Genomic DNA, 16,600 nt, shown 5'->3' with positions numbered 1-16,600 from the left:
CTTGATCTCCGGCCCCGGTCGCCTGATCGTGGCTCGTTTCTGATCGCCCGCTATCACTGATCGGCGTGGCTCGCCTCACCCGCCCCGCCGGCACCGTTCCCGCCCCGATCCTCCTCCTTACCGGGATCGCCTCCGTGCAGATCGGCAACGCGTGGGCGGACAGCCTGTTCGGGCGGGTCGGGGCCGGCGGCGCCGGACTGCTGCGCCTCGGCTGGGCGATGTTCGTGCTCGTCGCGATCTATCGCCCCCGGTTGACGGGCCGGGGGCGATCTGAATGGTGGCCGGCGGCCGGGCTCGGGTGCGTGCTCGCGCCGATGAATCTCACCTTCTACCACGCGATCGCCCGAATCCCGCTCGGAATCGCCGTCACCGTGGAGTTCATCGGTCCGCTCGCCGTCGCGATCGCCCACTCACGGCGGCGGCGGGATCTGCTCTGGGCCGGGCTCGCCGCGGTGGGGATCCTCGCCCTCGCACACGGCAGCGGCCAGCATCTCGACCCACTCGGCCTCCTGCTCGCGGGCATCGCTGGTTGCCTCTGGGGTCTCTACATCCTCCTCCAGGCACGGGTCGGACGCGCGTTCGCGGATGGGTCAGGGCTTGCCCTCGCGATGCTCGTAGCGACCGCAGTGGCGATCCCGGACGGGGTGGTCGAGGGGGGCGCCCGCCTGCTCAGCCCCGGGGTGCTCACGATCGGGGTGGCCGTCGGGCTGCTCAGCTCGGTGATTCCCTACTCGATCGAGCTCGTCGTGCTACGCCGCCTCTCCCCCGGGATCTTCGGCGTCCTGATGAGCCTCGAGCCCGCCGCCGCGGCTCTCGCCGGCGCCGTCGTGATCGGCCAGGCGTTGACCCTCCGAGAGCTCGCGGGGATGGTGCTCGTCTCCGCCGCCTCTCTCGGCGCTTCGGTCACCGGGACGCGGGGCGGACATGACCGCACCCCGACGGTCGCAGATCCGAGCCCGTTCGGGAGCTGAGCGACGCAACCGACCTCTGCGGGCCCAACCCGACCCGGTCGAACCTCACCCCCCGCCCCGACCGCCGCGCGCATCGGCCAGGCCGAGTGCCGCGGTCAGGAACGGCCAGGCCCGGTCAAACTCACGGTTCCAGGTCGGCCACATGTGGACCCCGTGGCCGTGGTGGACCGTCGCACGGATCCCGAGGGCGTTCAGTCGCCGGCTGAAACTGTCCGTGCAGGGTCCGATCAGCCGCTCGAGCACGCCGGTCAGTGCGGGGAAGTTGGGGTCGCCCGGCACCGGCCGGCCGTCGGCGCGGGCGAGGTAGAGCGGGACCCCATCGAGCCGGGAGGCGAGGCTGACCGGATCGTGGGCCTCCCAGCGACGGCGGTCCTCTCGCGGTGAGCCCCACAGCGCGTATGGGTGCTGGCGTTCGCGCAGCAGGGCGCTGAGCGTCAGCGCGGCAATCCCCGGAGCGAAGAGGTTGAGCACCCCTGACAGGGACGCCGCCGCCGCAAAGGTCCCCGGCCGGCGGGCGGTGTAGGCGATCGCGCCGAGGCCGCCCATCGAGACTCCGAGCACGACCCGATGCCCGGAGGCGGAGAAGCGGGCCTCAGCCCAGGGCAGCACCTCATCGAGGTGAAAGCGCTCCCAGGCGGGAGCGACCTGATCTCGGCGCCCGCCAGGGCGACCGATCCGGCCGGGGACCGGGCGCTCGGCATGGACCCAGTCGGTGCAGAATCCGACGGCACCGCCTTCCGGCATCACGATGACGGCGCCCAACTCCCGCGCTCGAGCGGAGAGCCCGACCCCGCTCTCCCAGCAGTCGGGGTCATCGTCGGCACCGTGGAGGAGGAGCAGCAACGGGGCGGCCGAGACCGCTGGCGGGGGTGTGAGGACGTTGACGCGGGCCGGTCGCCCGAGCGCAGCGGAGGCGAGGAGGAACTGCCCCTCCCGCGGCGACCGCCAGCGCTCGTCGATGACCACCGTAGAACGGCCAGAACGGGGATCCGACGCGGACACGAACCCAATCTAGAGGGGGCACCGCCGGACGGCGCCCGTCGAGGAGTGTGGAAGGAGCTGACCGGTCGCCGCCCCTCCGGTCCTGCCGCGTGGCAGGATGTCGGCCAATGGAGTCACGAGTCGAGTCGATCAGCGCCGCCTACCGCGGCGTGATGTACCTGTCCACTCCGGCGGTCCGCTGGTGGGGGCAGCTGGAGGTGACGGGCCTCGAGCACCTGCCCCTTACCGGGCCGGTGCTGCTCGCGGGCAACCACGACAGCTACTGGGACACCGTCACGGTCGGGATCGCCGGGATGCCCCGTCGTCAGGTCCGTGCCCTGGCCAAGTCGTCGCTGTGGAAGCCGGTGCTCGGGACCGTCCTGGACGGGATGGGGCAGATCCCGATCGACCGCGGTCGGGGTGACGTCGGCGCGCTCGACCGCGCGATTGAGGAGTTGCAGAACGGGGCGTGCATCGGCATCTTTCCCGAGGGCACCCGCTCACTCGGGCGCACCCTCCGGGCCCGCAGCGGCATCGGCCGCCTTGCCGAACAGGTGCCCGAGGCGACGATCGTGTGCGTCGCGGTGTCCGGGACGGTGTTGATTCCGCGTTTCCCCAACGAACGCCCCCGCGTGCGGGTGGAGTTCTTCCGGCCCGCCGGCGGTGGACTGGCGCCCGGGGAAAACCCGAAGGCGTTCGCCAACCGTCTGCTGAGTGAGATCCGGGAGCGAGCCCCGATCGCGGTTGCGGGACGCAGGCGTGCCCGGCGGATCGCGTCGGGCGCCGACCCGGTCGCGGAGGCGGCCAAGGCCGGCAACCGTCCCGCCTGAGCTCACCCGGCGGCGCGGGGCCTGGGCCCGGCCTCAGAGAAGATCGAAGCGGTACCCCTCAAACAGGCCGGTCTCGATGACGCCTGGCAGGAGCTTGAGCGTCGCGTGCAAGCCGTGGGCGATCTCGTCGAAGCGCGCGTCGAGGATGAGGTTCCCCGACTCCGTGATGACCGGGCCGTCCTTGCCGCCGGCGACCCGCAGGCCGACCTCGGTCGCCCCGAGGGCAGCGAGTTCCCGGGCGACAAGGGTGACCCCGTTGCGCTGTACCTCGATCGGCACCGGGAAGCCCTGCCCGAGCTGTTGGACGTGCTTGGAGGCGTCGACGGCGAGGAACATCCGCTCGGCGGTGTGCCAGAGAATCTTCTCGCGGAACAGCGCACCGCCGCGGCCCTTGATCAGTCGCCCGTCGGGGTCGACCTCGTCGGCCCCATCGACCCCCCAGGCCGGCGTCACGCTGCCGAGTTCCCGGAGGGTGAGACCGAGCCGGACGGCGGCGACCTCGGTCTCATAGCTCGAGCAGACGACGGCGACCGACAGGCCCTCTGCGCGCACCCGTCGGCCGATAGCCCACAGCACGAGGTAGGCGTTGGAGCCCGATCCGATCCCGATCAGTTGACCGTCCTGGACCTCGGCAACCGCCCGGTCGGCGACGGACTGCTTTTCCTCGATGTGGCTGATCGAGGCGGGCCAGTGCAGCAGCGGGGATGCGAAGAGTTCCTCGGACACGGTCGCGAAGGCTACCGGGGAGCAGACGCCGCCGAGATCCTGTCAGGCGCGCAGGGCGGAGAGGACGATGCCCGGCAGCGCGCTCCAGCGGCGCTGCGGCGCCCAGTCGGTGAGCCGCACCGCGGTCTCCGCCCCCGTCCGCGCGGTGAGGAACCACGCCGGCTTGGGAGAGATCGCCAGCTCGCCGGCCCGCAGGGAGCGTGGGCTGGGCCGGAACGGGCCGGTGAGAACCGTTCGCTCGACGTCGGCGATGAGGAAGGCGTTGTGGACGGTGCCGATGCCGCTGCCGACCGCATCGAGGGTGTGCCCGGGGAAGGCTCCCCAGGCCGCACCGGGTGTGAGAAATCCGAACGCCGTCCAGGTGTTGACCGCAATCGTCCCGTAGCGCAGGTCGGCGAGGAGCTCACCAAAGCGCTCCCCCATCCGCGCTCGCTGGCGGGGTTCGATCAGGATGTTCGCTCCGAGAGTGCCGTCGAGACGCTCGTTGGCGAAGGCGATCGCCGCCGCCAGGAACGCCTCTCCGTCCCCGGGCAGGGAGGTGTGGCCGAGCACGGGTCCGAAGTATTCGGTGACGCAAAGGTCCTGGGGCCCGTCCGGGGTGACCTCGATCAAGAGCACGTTGCGGTGATGCTCGGCCTCGGGGTAGGTGGCCTCGGCAAGACCGATCTTCGTCGCGGTGCCCGGATACCAGCTCTCCCGGGGCGGCAGTTCGTCGAGGACGGTCCGCAACTGGGCGAGGAATGCCTCCCGTTGGGGCCAGTCGGCCGACAGGATCAGCGCCTGCCCGGCGATGCAGTTGTGACCTCCGTTGTGGAGCCGCATCGTCGCGACGTGTTCGGCCTGGAAGCGCAGATCGGCCGTCGACCACCGGCCCGGGACGACGATGATCGGCGCGACCCCCCCGAGCTCGGAGGTGATCGGCGCCCTCAGCTTCGGTGTCCCGGCCGCGCGACGCTCGGCCGCCTCCTCACCGTCGCCCCAGACGATCCGGTCGTGGGTGATCGCGCTGCCGGTGATGTGGACGTGGTCGACGCGTTCATCCTCGGTGAGCGCGGCGCCGACTGCGGCACCGCCGTTGAGGATCGCGAGCACGCCGAAATCGACCAAGGGAGCGAGGGCGGCCTCGAGCACCGGCGCCAGGGACGCGAAGGTCGGGTTGAGCTTCAACAGGGCGGCGCGGTTGTGGGCGACGATCTCATAGAGCACGTCGAGGGGGCCGATCGCGGAGATGTTGCCCGCCCCGAGGACGAGCCCGACGCCGCCGTTCTCCCCGAGCCGGCGAGCGCCGAGACCGGCGTCGGCACGCACCCGCTCGGCATCAACCCCCGGAGCGGTCCACACCTCGGCAGAGAAGCCGTGCAGGAGGATCTGCTCCTGCACGCTCGTCGGCAGCACGCGGACGGCAGTGCGCCCCCCCGGCGCGGAATGGAGCGAACGGCCCGCCAGCGGAGACTCCCCCCGGGCGAGCGCCTCCAGCGAACCGATCAGCGTGTTGAGGTTCGCGATCACGCAGTAGGGTCCCGAGAGCCACTCCTCACCGGCGAGGGCCGCCGGGGTCGCCTTGGCGGCGATCGCCGCCTCCGCCCACGCTGCGGCGTGCGCGGCGACACCGTCACGGGTGGCGGTGAGCAGCTGAATCCGTGCGGCCAGGTCGGCCTGCGCCCACCGCTGCGCCCCGGCCGAGAGCGCGCTGAAGGCCGTGTCGATCTCCCTCACCTCAGCGGCCCCGAGCCTGTCGCCCACCGTTGTCTTGCCCTGGCCCATGAACGCCTCCTCGAGTTGGCTGTCCATTATGGACGTAGCCGTCCCACAGCCTCCGACCAGCGTCCGGCAAGAGGTCAGTTCGATAACGATAGAATCGAGCCCATGTCCTCTCGCACCTGGTTCATCACCGGAAGCTCCCGCGGATTCGGCTACGAATGGGCGCGCGCGGCCCTGGCCCGCGGCGACCGCGTCGTCGGCACCGTGCGCGATGCCGCCACCGTCGCCGACCTCCGGGCCGCCCACCCCGACACGTTCCTCGACCTCACCCTCGACGTCCGCGACCGTGCGGCGGTGTTCGCCGCCGTCGACCGGGCTCGGGCGCACTTCGGGACGCTCGACATCGTCGTCAACAACGCCGGGTACGGACAGTTCGGGATGGTCGAGGAGTTGTCAGAGGCCGAGGCGCGCGAGCAGATCGAGACGAACCTGTTCGGCGCGCTGTGGGTGACCCAGGCGGCTCTGCCGCACCTGCGGGCGGCGGGGTCGGGCCACATCCTCCAGGTCTCCTCGATCGGCGGGATCACCGCGTTCCCCGGCATCGGCATGTACCACGCGTCCAAGTGGGCGCTGGAGGGGATCAGCCAATCGCTCGCCCAGGAGGTCGCCGGGTTCGGAATCAAGGTGACCCTGATCGAGCCGGGCGGGTTCTCGACCGACTGGGCCGGGCCCTCGGCCCGTCACGCCGAGTCCCTCGCCGCCTATGACGAGGTCCGTGCGGCCCGAGACCGCAGCCGGGCCGCACGGGCGCCGGGAGATCCGGTCGCTTCGGCCGCGGCGGTCCTGCGCATCGTCGACGCCGCCGCCCCGCCGCTGCGGGCATTCCTCGGGACCGCTCCGCTCGGACTTGCCGAGGCCGATTACGCCTCACGGTTGGCGATCTGGCGGGAGTGGCAGCCGGTCGCCGAGTTGGCCCAGGGCGTCTGAGGCCGGCGGGGGCCGACCTCAGACGCGTCCCTCACCGGCGCGGCCGGGCCTCAGCGGCGGCGCACCCGGAAGAAGGTCCGAGCGACCCGCCGGTGTCCCCGGAAGACGAGAACGAAGTAGTGCCCCGGAGGCAGTTGGCGGCGGATGCGGAGGGCAGTCACGATGCGGCGGCCCGGTCGCAGAGAGAGCGTGCGGCGGGCGAGTACACGCCGCGACGCGTTCAGCAGTCGCACGGTCACCCGCGCCGGAGCGGTCGTCGAGAGGGCCAGGCGGACCGTCCGGCCACGGGAGCCGCGATAGCCGACGCGCAGGTGCAGTCGACCGGTGGCCGGCAGCGGGGCGACCGCAAGCGGAGCGAGCGAATCGCCCGCAGGGATGCTCGCGCAACCGTTGTCGGGCGCAACTCCATTCAGGCGGGCGACCACCCACTCCTCGGCGGCGGGAAGGAAGGCCTCCCCGGCGCTGCCGTGGTTGTCGCCCTTGTAGATGTTGAACTGCACGGGAAGCCCTTCATTGCAGTACACGTGAGCAAGCGCCTCATCGTCGGCGAGAACCATCACGTCGTCACCGCGGCCGTCCGCGTTGCCGATCCCCATGTAGAACGGCTCGCGCGGGACGCCGCCCGTGCCCATGATCAGGTTGTCAATGGCGTGCACGAGCACTGGGATCTGATCGACGTTCGTGTACTGAGGTTTGAGCAACTGCTGGTAGGTCAGGCCCGGGTAGCCGCCAAGGTCGGTTTCCAGGCAGGTCTTACCGACCGCGTCGGTCACCTTCACGCCGTAGGGGGAGAGGTACTGTGCGAGGTCGATGTGAAACGCCCGAGCGATGCCGATGAGTGCAGCCGGGATCGCTCCGGACCACTCCTGGCTGCCGTTGATGTAGTCGAGGTTGTGCGCGAAATCGACGGCGATACCACCCTCGGCGGTGCCGACGATGTTGACGTGGGGGGCGTAGCTGGGGGCCAGCTCAGACGCCCAGTCGCTGGCGATCGCCCCGCCCGAGTAGCCCATCAGGGCGACTGGCGTGGCGGCAGGCCACTTCAGCAGTGACTCGGCTGCGCGAATCCCGTCGAGGGTGACCTGCCCCTCCTCACGCCCGGCGGCAAAGTCGTTGCCCTCACTCTCATAATCGGTGACGACCACGGTGTCCCCGGCCATCACCATCGGCACGACGAGCTGCTGCTCTGAGGAGTTCGTGCTCTCGGTCGGGGTTCCGCCCTGGATCGCATACGACGGCTCGCAGTTCGAGGCCATGCCGTCGTAGGCCCACTGGTAGGAGATGATCTTCTGCGTTGCCCCCGACAGGGGCTCGATCACCGTCGTCACCGCCAGCGTGGGGTTGCCGAGCTCGTCCGTCGTGCGAAAGAGGATCTGCGTCGTCTTCACCGGCAGGCTGTGCCCGGAGGTCTCAAAGGCGACCTGACGGGTCTTGAGAATCGTCCCGGGGGCAAGCCCCGCCAGCGGGCCCGAATAGCTGTAGAAGGGATCCTGGGTCGGTGGCGTCGGGCTCGCCAGCGCCGTCGTCGCGCTCGCGCCGAGCATGCACAGGCACGCGAGCCCCACACCAAGCAGCCATCTCCACTGCGTCAGCCTCATCACGTTCGGTCCTCTCTCCCTGAGTTTTCTCGCAGCGAGTCCCTGCTACCCCTGCGGCTGACACGATTCTTTCACATTCGACAGCCGGTCCTCGCCCACACCCGCCGTACGGCTGGCGAGCCCCGCCGCGAACGGCCCGACTACCACCCGTCAGGTTCCGTCGGCGCCGTCCGATCGCCGGAGGGTAGCCCGCCCCAAGGCAAGTGCCGTCCACCACCCACCGTCACTCCGCTGCCCCCACCCAACCAGCCCAGGAAGATCAACATCGGCCTGTCGGCGATGTCCGACGGTGACCTGTCGATCGCAGTGACCCCGGTGACAACCTCCATCGTCCGCGCTCCCGGCGAGTCGATCGGTGAGTTCGGGGAGCTGTTCACAGCGTCGATGACGCGAAGCTGATCGCCGAGCGAGCCGCCGCCTCCCAATCCTCGGCCGAGAACGCTCAGCAGACGAGCCGCGCGGCCAGCGAGGCGCGTGCGGCGGCCAACGAGTCGGTGACAAGCATGGGCCAGCGGGTGGAGGAGATCTCCGAGGCGGCCCAGGGGATCGCTGCGAACTCCCAGCTGATGCACTCGAGCGTAGACGAGGTCGCCAGCGTCGCCGAACGGTCCTCGGCGGCGACCGAGGAGGTGTCGGCCGCGACCGAGCAGACGAGCGCCTCCGCCCAGCAGACGAGCGCCTCCGCCCAGCAGCTCGCCTCCACCGCCGAAGAGCTCGAACGCCTCGTCGCACGCTTCGCGCTCGCCTGAGCGTCGCCTCGCAGCGCCGCCCGGTTGACCAACGGGCCCCGGCTCACAGGCCGGGGCCCGTTCTGCTGCGCCCGGTCATCCGCCTGACCGGCTTCCAGCGGGCCCTGGTGAGCGTGACCGCGAGGCGCTAGCGTCCCGAGCGTGTTCGTGTTCGCCTGGCAATTCGGTCTCGGAACACACCCGCGGCCCGGGAGTTTCCTCCCGGCGATGCTGATGGTCGCCGCGTTCACGGTGTTCGGCCTCGGGCTGCTCGGGGCCGCCCAGCGGACCATCCCGCCGTTGCGTCGCCGGCTCCGCGCCCGTCGGTACCGGCATCGACGACTGCTCGCCTCCGCCCAGGCGGAGGAGCGCTGTCGCCTGACGATGGACGAGCTCTGCCCGTTCGGCTGGCGGGCCGATATCACCGTCCGCTCCGGTCCGGCGGACCCGACCGCCGAGGAACCGGGCGCGGAGGGGATGAGAGTGAGCCTCGAGTGGACGGCGCGGGGCCCGGCCGCCGACCCCACCCCGCGGCAGATCTGGGCGCCGAGCGTCACCGCCGCGTTTGAGGCGATGCTCGCCGACCGGATCACCGAGGAGACCCTCGCCCAGATCGAGCTGCAGGCGCTGTCTGAGGGCGCGGAGTGGCCGGAGAGCTGACCGCCGGCGGTCGGGGCGGGCGGACGGCGGCCCGACCGACCGTGGTCAGGCGCCGACGGGATCGTCGCGCGGCGGCGGGGCCGAGATCCGCAGCAGCCGCGCCGACCACTCCGGCAGCCACCAGTTCCAGCGCCCCAGCAGCGACACGAGCGCCGGGACGAGCAGCGCCCGGATCACCGTCGCGTCGAGGAGGATCCCGGCGGCAAGCCCGGTCGCGAACACCTTGATGTCGGTCTCGGGACCGGAGGAGAGGGCGATGAAGGCGAGGAAGAGAATGAGCGCGGCGCTCGTCACGAGCCGACCCGTGCGACCGAGGCCGGTGGTCACCGCCTCATCGGTCGATCCGGACGCGTCGTACTCCTCACGCACCCGGGAGAGGATGAACACCTCGTAGTCCATCGACAGTCCGAACAGGAACGCGAACACCATCAGTGGGATCCAGGAGGTGATCGCGTGCGTCGGGGCGATTCCGTAGAGCAGTCGAGAGCCGTGCCCGTCCTGCCAGACCAGTGTCATCACCCCCCAGGCGGCGCCGACACTGATCACGTTCAACAGAACGGCCTTGAGCGGAAGGATGAGGGACCGAAACGCGCGGGCGAGGAGGAGGAAGGTGAGCACGGCGATGAGTGCGACCATCTCCGGGAAGTGCGAGTAGATGACGTGGACGAAGTCGGCGCTCTCGGCGGCGGTACCCCCGACCCGCACGCCCGGGCCGAAGCGACGGGCGGCGGCGATCACACGGTTGAGCGCAGCGGCCCCCGCGGCGGTCGCCGGGTCGGCGACCGTGAACGCGTCGGCGAGGGCGAGGCGACCGTGCTCCCACGCCGGCCCGCCCGGGGCGACGGCCCCGTGGACGCCGGGGAGGTGGGCGACGGCGGCGGCGACCCGCCGGGCTCCGGCCTGGCCGCCGTCGCTGAGAATCTCGATCGGCTGGAGCGCCCCGGCACCGATGCCGGCCGCATTGAGCGTCTCAAGCCCGGCGTGCGCCTCACCGGAACGGGCGAGCGTGTTGACGTTGGAGGTGCCCGGGTTCAGTGAGGTGGCCGCGATCACGAGGGCGATCAGCAGCGCGAGCGCACCGATCGCGGCGGGCCAGCGCAGACGCACGGTCGCCCGTGCCCACGCGGTCCACCGGCGGCCCGCTGTGACCTCCGAGCGCCGGTGGGGCCAGTCAAGGCGTTCCCCGACGCCCAACAGCAGGACCGGCAGCAGCGTGATCGCGACGAGCACCGAGACGAGCGGGATGAGCATCCCGGCCAGGCCGATCGAGCGCAGGAACGGGAGCGGAAGGACGATCAGGGCGAGCAGCCCGATCGCGACGGTGCTGCCGCTGAAGGCGACGGCCCGACCGGCGGTGCTCATCGCCTCGATCACCGCGGCCTCACCGACCGCGCCACGGGCGCGCTGCTCCCGCCAGCGGACGATCACCAGCAGCGAGTAGTCAATCGCCACCCCGAGCCCGATCAGACCGACGAGGAACTCGACGATGAAGGAGACGCTGAGCAGTTGGGCGACGCCGTAGAGGACGAGGAAGGTCGTCATGATCGCGACGATCGCCATCAGGATCGGCACGATCGCCAGCAGGGAGGCGAACACGACGGCGAGGACCGCGAGCGCCCCGACGCCACCGAGCACGCTCTCGACGAGCACGCCGGGGCCACCGCCACCGCCGGTGGCGTTCTGGAGCGCGTCCACCCCGGTCACCTGCACGGGCGCCCCGAGGACGGTCGTGTGCGCGAGCGCCGCGGTCGCCGCCTTCGCCGCGGCGGTGTTGACGCCGAAGCTCGCGTGCGGGTCCGGCAGCGGGTCGGCGATGAGGAACGTCGTCTGGCCGTCCCGGGACACGAAGGCCGGGCTGTGGGTGCTTGCGTAGGAGGCGATTCGAGCGCCGGGCAGGGCTGTCCGGAGGCGCGCGGCGACAGCTTTGAGACCGTCCTGGACGAGTGGGCGGGTGGCGGTCGCCCCCGGGGGCAGATGGATGACCGCGAGCAGCGGGGCGTTGTTGCCGCCGCTGTGGAAGGTCCTGACGATCTGGACGTTCGTCGTGTACCCCTCGCTGCCGGGGACGGTGAAGGCGGTCGAGAACGACCGGGTCGCCGCGTTGACGGTCGCCGCCCCAGCGAGCGTGAGCAGGACCCACACGCCGACGACGCAGCGGCGGTGGGCGAGGACCCAGCGGGTGGCGGCGACCATGGCCGCCGCAGTCTCGCAGCTGCCGCCCTCGGCGTCGGTCCGGGCAAACGGTGTCGTTGTGTGACCAATGCCCGTGTGTGCGGGGTCGCACTTCTGGAAAGTAAGCGTCCATGACTCCCGCCACCCTGTCCCCCGACCCGACCGCATGTGAGGCCGCCACGGCGATGCGGACGGCTGTTGAGACCTTCGTCGCCTCCGAGGTCCTCCCCCAGGTCACCGACTGGGATGCCGCCGACATCCTGCCTGAGAGCGCGCTCGCACGCCTCGGGGAGATCGGAGTGCCGGGCGCGCTCGTCCCAGCCGACTACGGCGGTCTGGGCCTCAGCGTGAGCGACCTCGTCCCCATCTGGCGAACCCTCGCCCACGGCTGGATCTCCCTGACCGGGGCGGTCAACACGACCCACCTCGGGACCGCACTGCTGCTGCGCTACGGCACTCAGGCCCAGCGCGAGGAGTGGCTCCCGCGAATTGCCTCCGGTGAGGTGTGGTCCTCGTTCTCGATCACCGAACCGGGGGCGGGCAGCGACCTCAAGCGTCTCAGCACCCGGGTCGAAGCAGTCGACGGTGGCCTGCTCGTCAACGGGGAGAAGCGGTGGATCGCCGGTGGCCTCTCCTTCCCGCTCGCGTTCATGCTCGCCACCGGAGCCGGGGCGGCGCGGCCCTCGTGCGTGCTGCTGCCCGCCGTCGGCCGCCCGAGCCCGTCCTGGTCGGTGGAACTCCTCGACAAGCTCGGCTACCGCGGGGTCGAATCGGCCGCCTGGCGGTTCCAGGACCACTACGCTCCCGGCGCCGAGATCCTCGGCGGCATCACGCACGCCGGTTCCGGCGTCCGGCAGATGATCGACGTCCTCGGGATCGGCCGCGTCAACGTCGCCTGCCGCGCCCTCGGGATCATCGACCGGGCGCTCGCCGCCGCTGTGGCCGAGAGCACGGGGCGGACGATCGGCCAGGGCGTGCTCGGGGACCACACCCACGCCCAGATGCGCCTCGGTGAGCTGCGCGCCCGCCAGCTGACGGTGGAGGCACTCGTCTGCTCCGCCGCCTCCGCGGTGGACGCGCGAGCCGAGAACGCCGGCGATCTGGCGACCGCCGCCAAGGTGTTCGCATCCGACAGCGCGGTCTGGGCCGTGGACGTCGCCTCCCGCCTGGCGGCCAGCCGCTCCTACACCGCCGAGGCGGAGCTCGCCCGACTGCGGCGCGATGCGCCCCAGACCCAGATCGGCGAGGGAGCCAATGACGCGCTCCTGCTCGCCGTCGGGCGCGGCGTGCTGCGGACACAGCGCGGGGCCAGGGGGCGCTGACCGACCTGCGACGGCCCTCAGCGCCCGCGCTCACCCGCCGCCGGGGAAGCGGCGGGGACGGAGGCGTCGCGCGCGAGATCGGAGAGCCGGTGCAGCACGGTGGCGCTGTCGAGCGCGCGCTGGCGCCACCAGCCAGCGGTGAGGGTTGAGACGTGCCCGCCGCGACCGTGCACCTCCGCCCAGGCGCTCGCGTGCTGTCCGAGCCAACCGAGCGTCCCGGCCGGCTCCTGTTCCAGCAGCGCCCGCAGCGCGTACCGGCGCTCGCCGCGGCGAAGGCCGGCCCCGACCTGGCCGGCGGCGAGGGTGAGGTCGGTGAAGGTGAGGATGAACCCGACCCGGATGGGTGCGACGAGCGCGTCGAGCAGCTCATCCAGGCTGAACGCGTCGCTGATCGGGGGGACGGCGTCCCGGAGGGCGACCGGCAGCCCGGCGGGCGCCTCACTCTCCGCCGCCTCACGCCGCAGCGCCGCGCCAAGCAGATCGCACCACGGTCCTGCTGTCGGGTCCCGCGACAGCGCATGCAGGTACCCGGGCAGCCACGTGGCGAGGTGCTCCCAGAGCAGGACCGAACGTGCGTGCTCGAGCCGGTCGCGGGCGATTGCCGTTCGGCAGGCGCCACTGCTCTCACCCAGGTGCGCGTAGAAGGCCAGCAGCGTCGCGAGGTGGTCGCAGTCGGCCGGGGGTTCAAGCCCAAGGGCCCGCCACATGCCGGCGATCCGTTCGCTGCCCTCCCCACCGAGTTTGCCCTCGGGGCCGAGGTGGATGCTCGCGTACGGTGGGAGCTCGAGCACGAACAGCCGCGTGTGGTCGGCCTTGCTCCAGCCGGGCAGGCCAAGCGCGGCGAGCACCGGAGCCCCGTCCGGGGGGGCAAGCCGACTGACGCTGCCGAGGGCCCGCAGCACCTCCCAGCGTCCCGCCGCTGCATCCCCCATGGCGGTCGCGGCCCTGTCCCCGGCGGTCTCCCCGCCCACGCCGACCCCCGAGGAGGTCACGGCGTTGTCAGCAGGAAGGCCTCCGGCGCGGGCTTGAGCGGCCGCATCAGCCAGGCTGGCCGCCGGGTTCCGTTGGGGGAGTAGGTGCCCGCCGGCCGCGTTCTGGCCATCCACTCCTCATACACCTGCCGTGACCGGGCGGTGTCCACGGCGACGTCACCGTGGCTGTCGCCAGGGCGCGCCGGACCGACCCGGACCGCCTGATGCCAGCAGTGCATGCCGGAGATCGGGTCCGGGTGGACGGGGAAGGTGAGGTTCTGATGCACGCCCGTGTCGGACCACCAGATCCGCAGGGTGTCGGGGTCAGAGGAGGCGAACGGCTTCACGCGCTCGCGGGCCCGCAGCGTCCAGCCCTCGGGCCCCTGGGCGAGGTCGACGGTCGCCATCATGCCGCCCGCCGACACGTGGTCGTGGCCGGTCATCTTCCAGCGGCCCATGTGGTGGCTGCAGGCGACGACCCCGGGACGGATCCCCTCGGTGATCCACGCCTTGGCGACGAAGTAGCCGATGTGGGTCTCGACCCGCACAAGGTCGCCGGTGCGTGCCACGCCGAGACGCCGGGCGTCACTCGGATGGATCCACACCGGATTGGTGTGAGAAAGCTCGTCCAGCCACTTGCTGTTCGCCGACCGGGTGTGGATCTGGGTGGGAAGCCGGAAGGTCGACAACAACACCATCTCGTCGCCGGCGAGGTTCTCGGGATGGACGTGGCTGCGAATGTAGCCGGGCAGCGCGTGCTCGGGCCAGCCCCACCCGTCAATGGTTGAGGAGTAGAACTCGAGCCGCCCCGACGGGGTCGGAAACCCGCGCCGGACCACACCGTCGCAGATGACACCGACCGCCCGGCGGCCCTCGTCATCGGGGGCCGGCGCCCCGAGCGGGCCGACGTTGAGCGTCTCCGGTTTGGGGGCGGCGGTGTAGACCCGGCCGATCTCACTGACCCGGACGTCCTCCAACTCCTGTTCGGGCACCTCCTCGGCATAGAGGGCACCCTGCCCGCGGGTGATCTCGAAGGCACCGTGGCGGCGCATGTACTCCAGCGGGGTCACCCCCTCCTCCTTGGCGCGCTCGGGCAGGCCGGGGACGGAGTTCTCGAACATCCAGCCGTAGTACTCGTCGACGGTGAGCTTCTCCCCGGGATGGGCGCGAGATTCGAAATACTGACGGATCCCGAGGCTGCCGTCGGGATCGATGCGCCAGGACAGCTCGATGTAGAACTCGTTCTCCTCCCACACCTCACCCGGGTTGACCTCCCGGGTGTCGGTGACCGTCTCCCCCAGCCGTTCCCGAGCGGCGCGCAGCACCGGCTGGCGGAAGCCGATCCACTGGCCGTCGTACTGCTCGTAGGAGTGGGTGTCGTGGCGTTCGGAGGCGTGCCCCATCGGCAGCACCCAGTCCGCGAAGTACGAGGACTCATTCCAGGTCGGGGTGAGCGCCACGTAGCAACCGACCTTGTCCGGATCGCTGAGCACCTCGACCCAGGACATCCCGTCCGGGTTGGTCCAGACGGGGTTGTAGACGCGACTGAAGTACGTGTCGAGCCTGCCGCGCCCGTCCTTGAGGAAGTGCGGGAGCAGGAAGCTGAGCTCATTCTGGGCGAGCGGAAACTCAAGCGGCCAGGACAGCTCCTGCCACACCTTGGGGTGAGGCGGGAGATGGATCGGCTTGGGCACGAACTTGTTGTAGGCGTTGGGGAAGGTGCCGCCCGGGGTGGCGACCGCGCCGAGGATCGCGGCGAGGAAGAACACCGTGCGCGACACCTGCCAGCCGCCGAGGTTCGACGCGGCCGCCGACCGCCAGGAGTGACAGGAGAACGCGGTCCCGGCCCCGGCGACGACCTCGGCGACCTCGGCGAGCGTGGCGGCGTCGATGCCGGACTCGGCAGCGGCGAACTCGAACGTGTACTCCGCGTAGAGCTCGCCAAGCGCGGCTTGGAAGGCCTCGAAGGTCTGGGGCGACTCGGGGCGACAGGAGGCCATGTACTCCTGCCAGTTCCACCAGTCGTGGATGAACGGCCAGTTCGCCCGGCCGGTCGCGATCAGGTGTCGGGCGATCGCGAGATTGATCGCCGCCTCACTCCCGGGCTGGGGCGACAGCCAGTAGTCGGCGTGGGTGGCGGTGTTGGAGAGGCGGGTGTCGAGGACGATCACCTTCGCCCCGCGGGCACGGGCCTCGGTGATCCGCTGGGCGTGCGGGTTGAAGTAGTGGCCGGCCTCCAGGTGGGAGCTGATCAGGTAGATCACCTTCGCGTTCGCGTGATCGGGGCTCGGCCGGTCGATGCCGGTCCAGAACTGAAAGCCGGTCCGCCCACCGGAGGAGCAGACGTTCGTGTGGCTGTTGTGCCCGTCCACCCCCCACGCCGCCATGACCCGCTCCGTGTACCCGTCCTCGCCGGGCCGGCCGATGTGGATCATGATCTCGTTCTGTCGGCCCTCGGTGATCGCGGCCCGCAGGCGAGCGGCGATCGCGTCCAGTGCCTCATCCCAGCTCGCGCGCTCCCACTTTCCCTCACCCCGCGCGCCGGCGCGACGCAGCGGATAGAGGATCCGGTCCGGATCGGTGACCTGATTGAGTGTCGCCGGCCCCTTGGCGCAGTTGCGTCCGCGCGAGCCGGGGTGGAGCGGGTTGCCTTCGAACTTGCGCACCTGGAGGGAGTCGCGGTCGACGTAGGCGAGCAGACCGCAGGCCGACTCGCAGTTGAAGCAGGTGGTCGGAACGAGCATCGAGTGGTGCTCGACCCGCTTGGGCCAGGCCCGTGAGTCCAGTTCGACCCAGTCGTCCCAGCGTTCGATCGGCGGGAAGGCGGCGAGCATCGTCTTGGATGGCCCCTGGTAGAACGTCTCCCCACGTGCTTCGGTGGCAGAGCGGGCGGCGGACACCCGCTGGCCGATGGCGTCAAGGTCGGGTTGGCCGCTGTGTTGATCACTCATGG

General features: G+C 71.2%; 13 protein-coding genes. 6 read left to right on the top strand and 7 right to left on the bottom strand.

Translation table 11 applies throughout. The features are described from left to right. Positions 1 to 65 precede the first annotated feature (65 nt). Entirely contained in the window at positions 66 to 971 is a 906-nt protein-coding gene (locus tag M3M55_RS09795; RefSeq protein ID WP_249009320.1) for a DMT family transporter, read from the top strand. A 45-nt stretch (positions 972 to 1,016) separates the two neighbouring features. Here the strand turns inward: M3M55_RS09795 and M3M55_RS09790 are convergent, their stop codons facing one another. Continuing rightward, complete coding sequence (locus M3M55_RS09790; RefSeq protein ID WP_249009319.1) at positions 1,017 to 1,973, bottom strand: alpha/beta hydrolase family protein; 957 nt, start codon at positions 1,971 to 1,973, stop codon at positions 1,017 to 1,019. A gap of 107 nt (positions 1,974 to 2,080) precedes the next feature. Between M3M55_RS09790 and M3M55_RS09785 the strand changes: the two genes are divergently transcribed. After that, entirely contained in the window at positions 2,081 to 2,782 is a 702-nt protein-coding gene (locus M3M55_RS09785; protein ID WP_249009318.1) for a 1-acyl-sn-glycerol-3-phosphate acyltransferase, read from the top strand. A 33-nt stretch (positions 2,783 to 2,815) separates the two neighbouring features. On the opposite strand, the gene rpiA is transcribed toward M3M55_RS09785, so the two are convergent. Together rpiA and M3M55_RS09775 are read right to left on the bottom strand one after the other, a co-directional pair. Continuing rightward, the gene (gene rpiA / locus M3M55_RS09780; RefSeq protein WP_249009317.1) at positions 2,816 to 3,508 is read right to left on the bottom strand and encodes a ribose 5-phosphate isomerase A; all 693 of its coding nucleotides are present in this window, start codon (positions 3,506 to 3,508) and stop codon (positions 2,816 to 2,818) included. Positions 3,509 to 3,550: 42 nt separating this feature from the next. Then, positions 3,551 to 5,299 (bottom strand): aldehyde dehydrogenase family protein, encoded by a 1,749-nt coding sequence (locus M3M55_RS09775; RefSeq protein WP_249009316.1) that lies wholly within the window; start codon positions 5,297 to 5,299, stop codon positions 3,551 to 3,553. Between the two features lie 75 nt (positions 5,300 to 5,374). On the opposite strand from M3M55_RS09775, the gene M3M55_RS09770 reads away from it, so the two are divergent. Continuing rightward, positions 5,375 to 6,196 (top strand): oxidoreductase, encoded by an 822-nt coding sequence (locus M3M55_RS09770; protein WP_249009315.1) that lies wholly within the window; start codon positions 5,375 to 5,377, stop codon positions 6,194 to 6,196. Between the two features lie 50 nt (positions 6,197 to 6,246). On the opposite strand, the gene M3M55_RS09765 is transcribed toward M3M55_RS09770, so the two are convergent. Then, positions 6,247 to 7,794: a lipase family protein gene (locus M3M55_RS09765; protein ID WP_249009314.1), complete on the bottom strand. Its 1,548-nt coding sequence runs from the start codon at positions 7,792 to 7,794 to the stop codon at positions 6,247 to 6,249. A gap of 515 nt (positions 7,795 to 8,309) precedes the next feature. Between M3M55_RS09765 and M3M55_RS09760 the strand changes: the two genes are divergently transcribed. Beyond that, entirely contained in the window at positions 8,310 to 8,543 is a 234-nt protein-coding gene (locus tag M3M55_RS09760; RefSeq protein ID WP_249009313.1) for a hypothetical protein, read from the top strand. A gap of 141 nt (positions 8,544 to 8,684) precedes the next feature. Beyond that, a complete protein-coding gene (locus tag M3M55_RS09755; protein ID WP_249009312.1) occupies positions 8,685 to 9,182 on the top strand; it encodes a hypothetical protein in 498 nt (165 codons plus the stop codon). Positions 9,183 to 9,227: 45 nt separating this feature from the next. Here M3M55_RS09755 and M3M55_RS09750 read toward each other — a convergent pair whose 3' ends face one another. Next, positions 9,228 to 11,375 carry an MMPL family transporter gene (locus tag M3M55_RS09750; protein WP_249009311.1) on the bottom strand — a complete coding sequence of 716 codons (2,148 nt, stop codon included), beginning with the start codon at positions 11,373 to 11,375 and terminating at the stop codon, positions 9,228 to 9,230. Positions 11,376 to 11,485: 110 nt separating this feature from the next. Here M3M55_RS09750 and M3M55_RS09745 point away from each other — a divergent pair, with 110 nt between their 5' ends. Then, positions 11,486 to 12,676, top strand: coding sequence for an acyl-CoA dehydrogenase family protein (locus M3M55_RS09745; protein ID WP_249009310.1), 1,191 nt, complete (start codon positions 11,486 to 11,488; stop codon positions 12,674 to 12,676). Between the two features lie 17 nt (positions 12,677 to 12,693). Here M3M55_RS09745 and M3M55_RS09740 read toward each other — a convergent pair whose 3' ends face one another. Together M3M55_RS09740 and M3M55_RS09735 are read right to left on the bottom strand one after the other, a co-directional pair. Next, positions 12,694 to 13,668 carry a molecular chaperone gene (locus tag M3M55_RS09740; RefSeq protein WP_249009309.1) on the bottom strand — a complete coding sequence of 325 codons (975 nt, stop codon included), beginning with the start codon at positions 13,666 to 13,668 and terminating at the stop codon, positions 12,694 to 12,696. Beyond that, positions 13,665 to 16,598 (bottom strand): molybdopterin-dependent oxidoreductase, encoded by a 2,934-nt coding sequence (locus M3M55_RS09735; RefSeq protein WP_249009308.1) that lies wholly within the window; start codon positions 16,596 to 16,598, stop codon positions 13,665 to 13,667. Before M3M55_RS09735 ends, M3M55_RS09740 begins: the two co-directional genes overlap by 4 nt. Positions 16,599 to 16,600: the final 2 nt, after the last annotated feature.

The sequence above is a fragment of the Conexibacter sp. DBS9H8 genome (genome assembly GCF_023330685.1).
Classification (GTDB): domain Bacteria; phylum Actinomycetota; class Thermoleophilia; order Solirubrobacterales; family Solirubrobacteraceae; genus Palsa-465.
Note: the sequence above shows the minus strand (reverse complement) of the source record. Positions and strands in the feature narration are given on the sequence as shown.

Bases quoted from the DNA above. Each gene is read 5' to 3' on its own strand.
- M3M55_RS09785 (WP_249009318.1), top strand. From the start codon at position 2,081: ATGGAGTCACGAGTCGAGTCGATCAGCGCCGCCTACCGCGGCGTGATG.
- M3M55_RS09775 (WP_249009316.1), bottom strand. From the start codon at position 5,299: ATGGACAGCCAACTCGAGGAGGCGTTCATGGGCCAGGGCAAGACAACG.
- M3M55_RS09770 (WP_249009315.1), top strand. From the start codon at position 5,375: ATGTCCTCTCGCACCTGGTTCATCACCGGAAGCTCCCGCGGATTCGGC.
- M3M55_RS09765 (WP_249009314.1), bottom strand. From the start codon at position 7,794: ATGAGGCTGACGCAGTGGAGATGGCTGCTTGGTGTGGGGCTCGCGTGC.
- M3M55_RS09750 (WP_249009311.1), bottom strand. From the start codon at position 11,375: ATGGTCGCCGCCACCCGCTGGGTCCTCGCCCACCGCCGCTGCGTCGTC.
- M3M55_RS09745 (WP_249009310.1), top strand. From the start codon at position 11,486: ATGACTCCCGCCACCCTGTCCCCCGACCCGACCGCATGTGAGGCCGCC.
- M3M55_RS09735 (WP_249009308.1), bottom strand. From the start codon at position 16,598: ATGAGTGATCAACACAGCGGCCAACCCGACCTTGACGCCATCGGCCAG.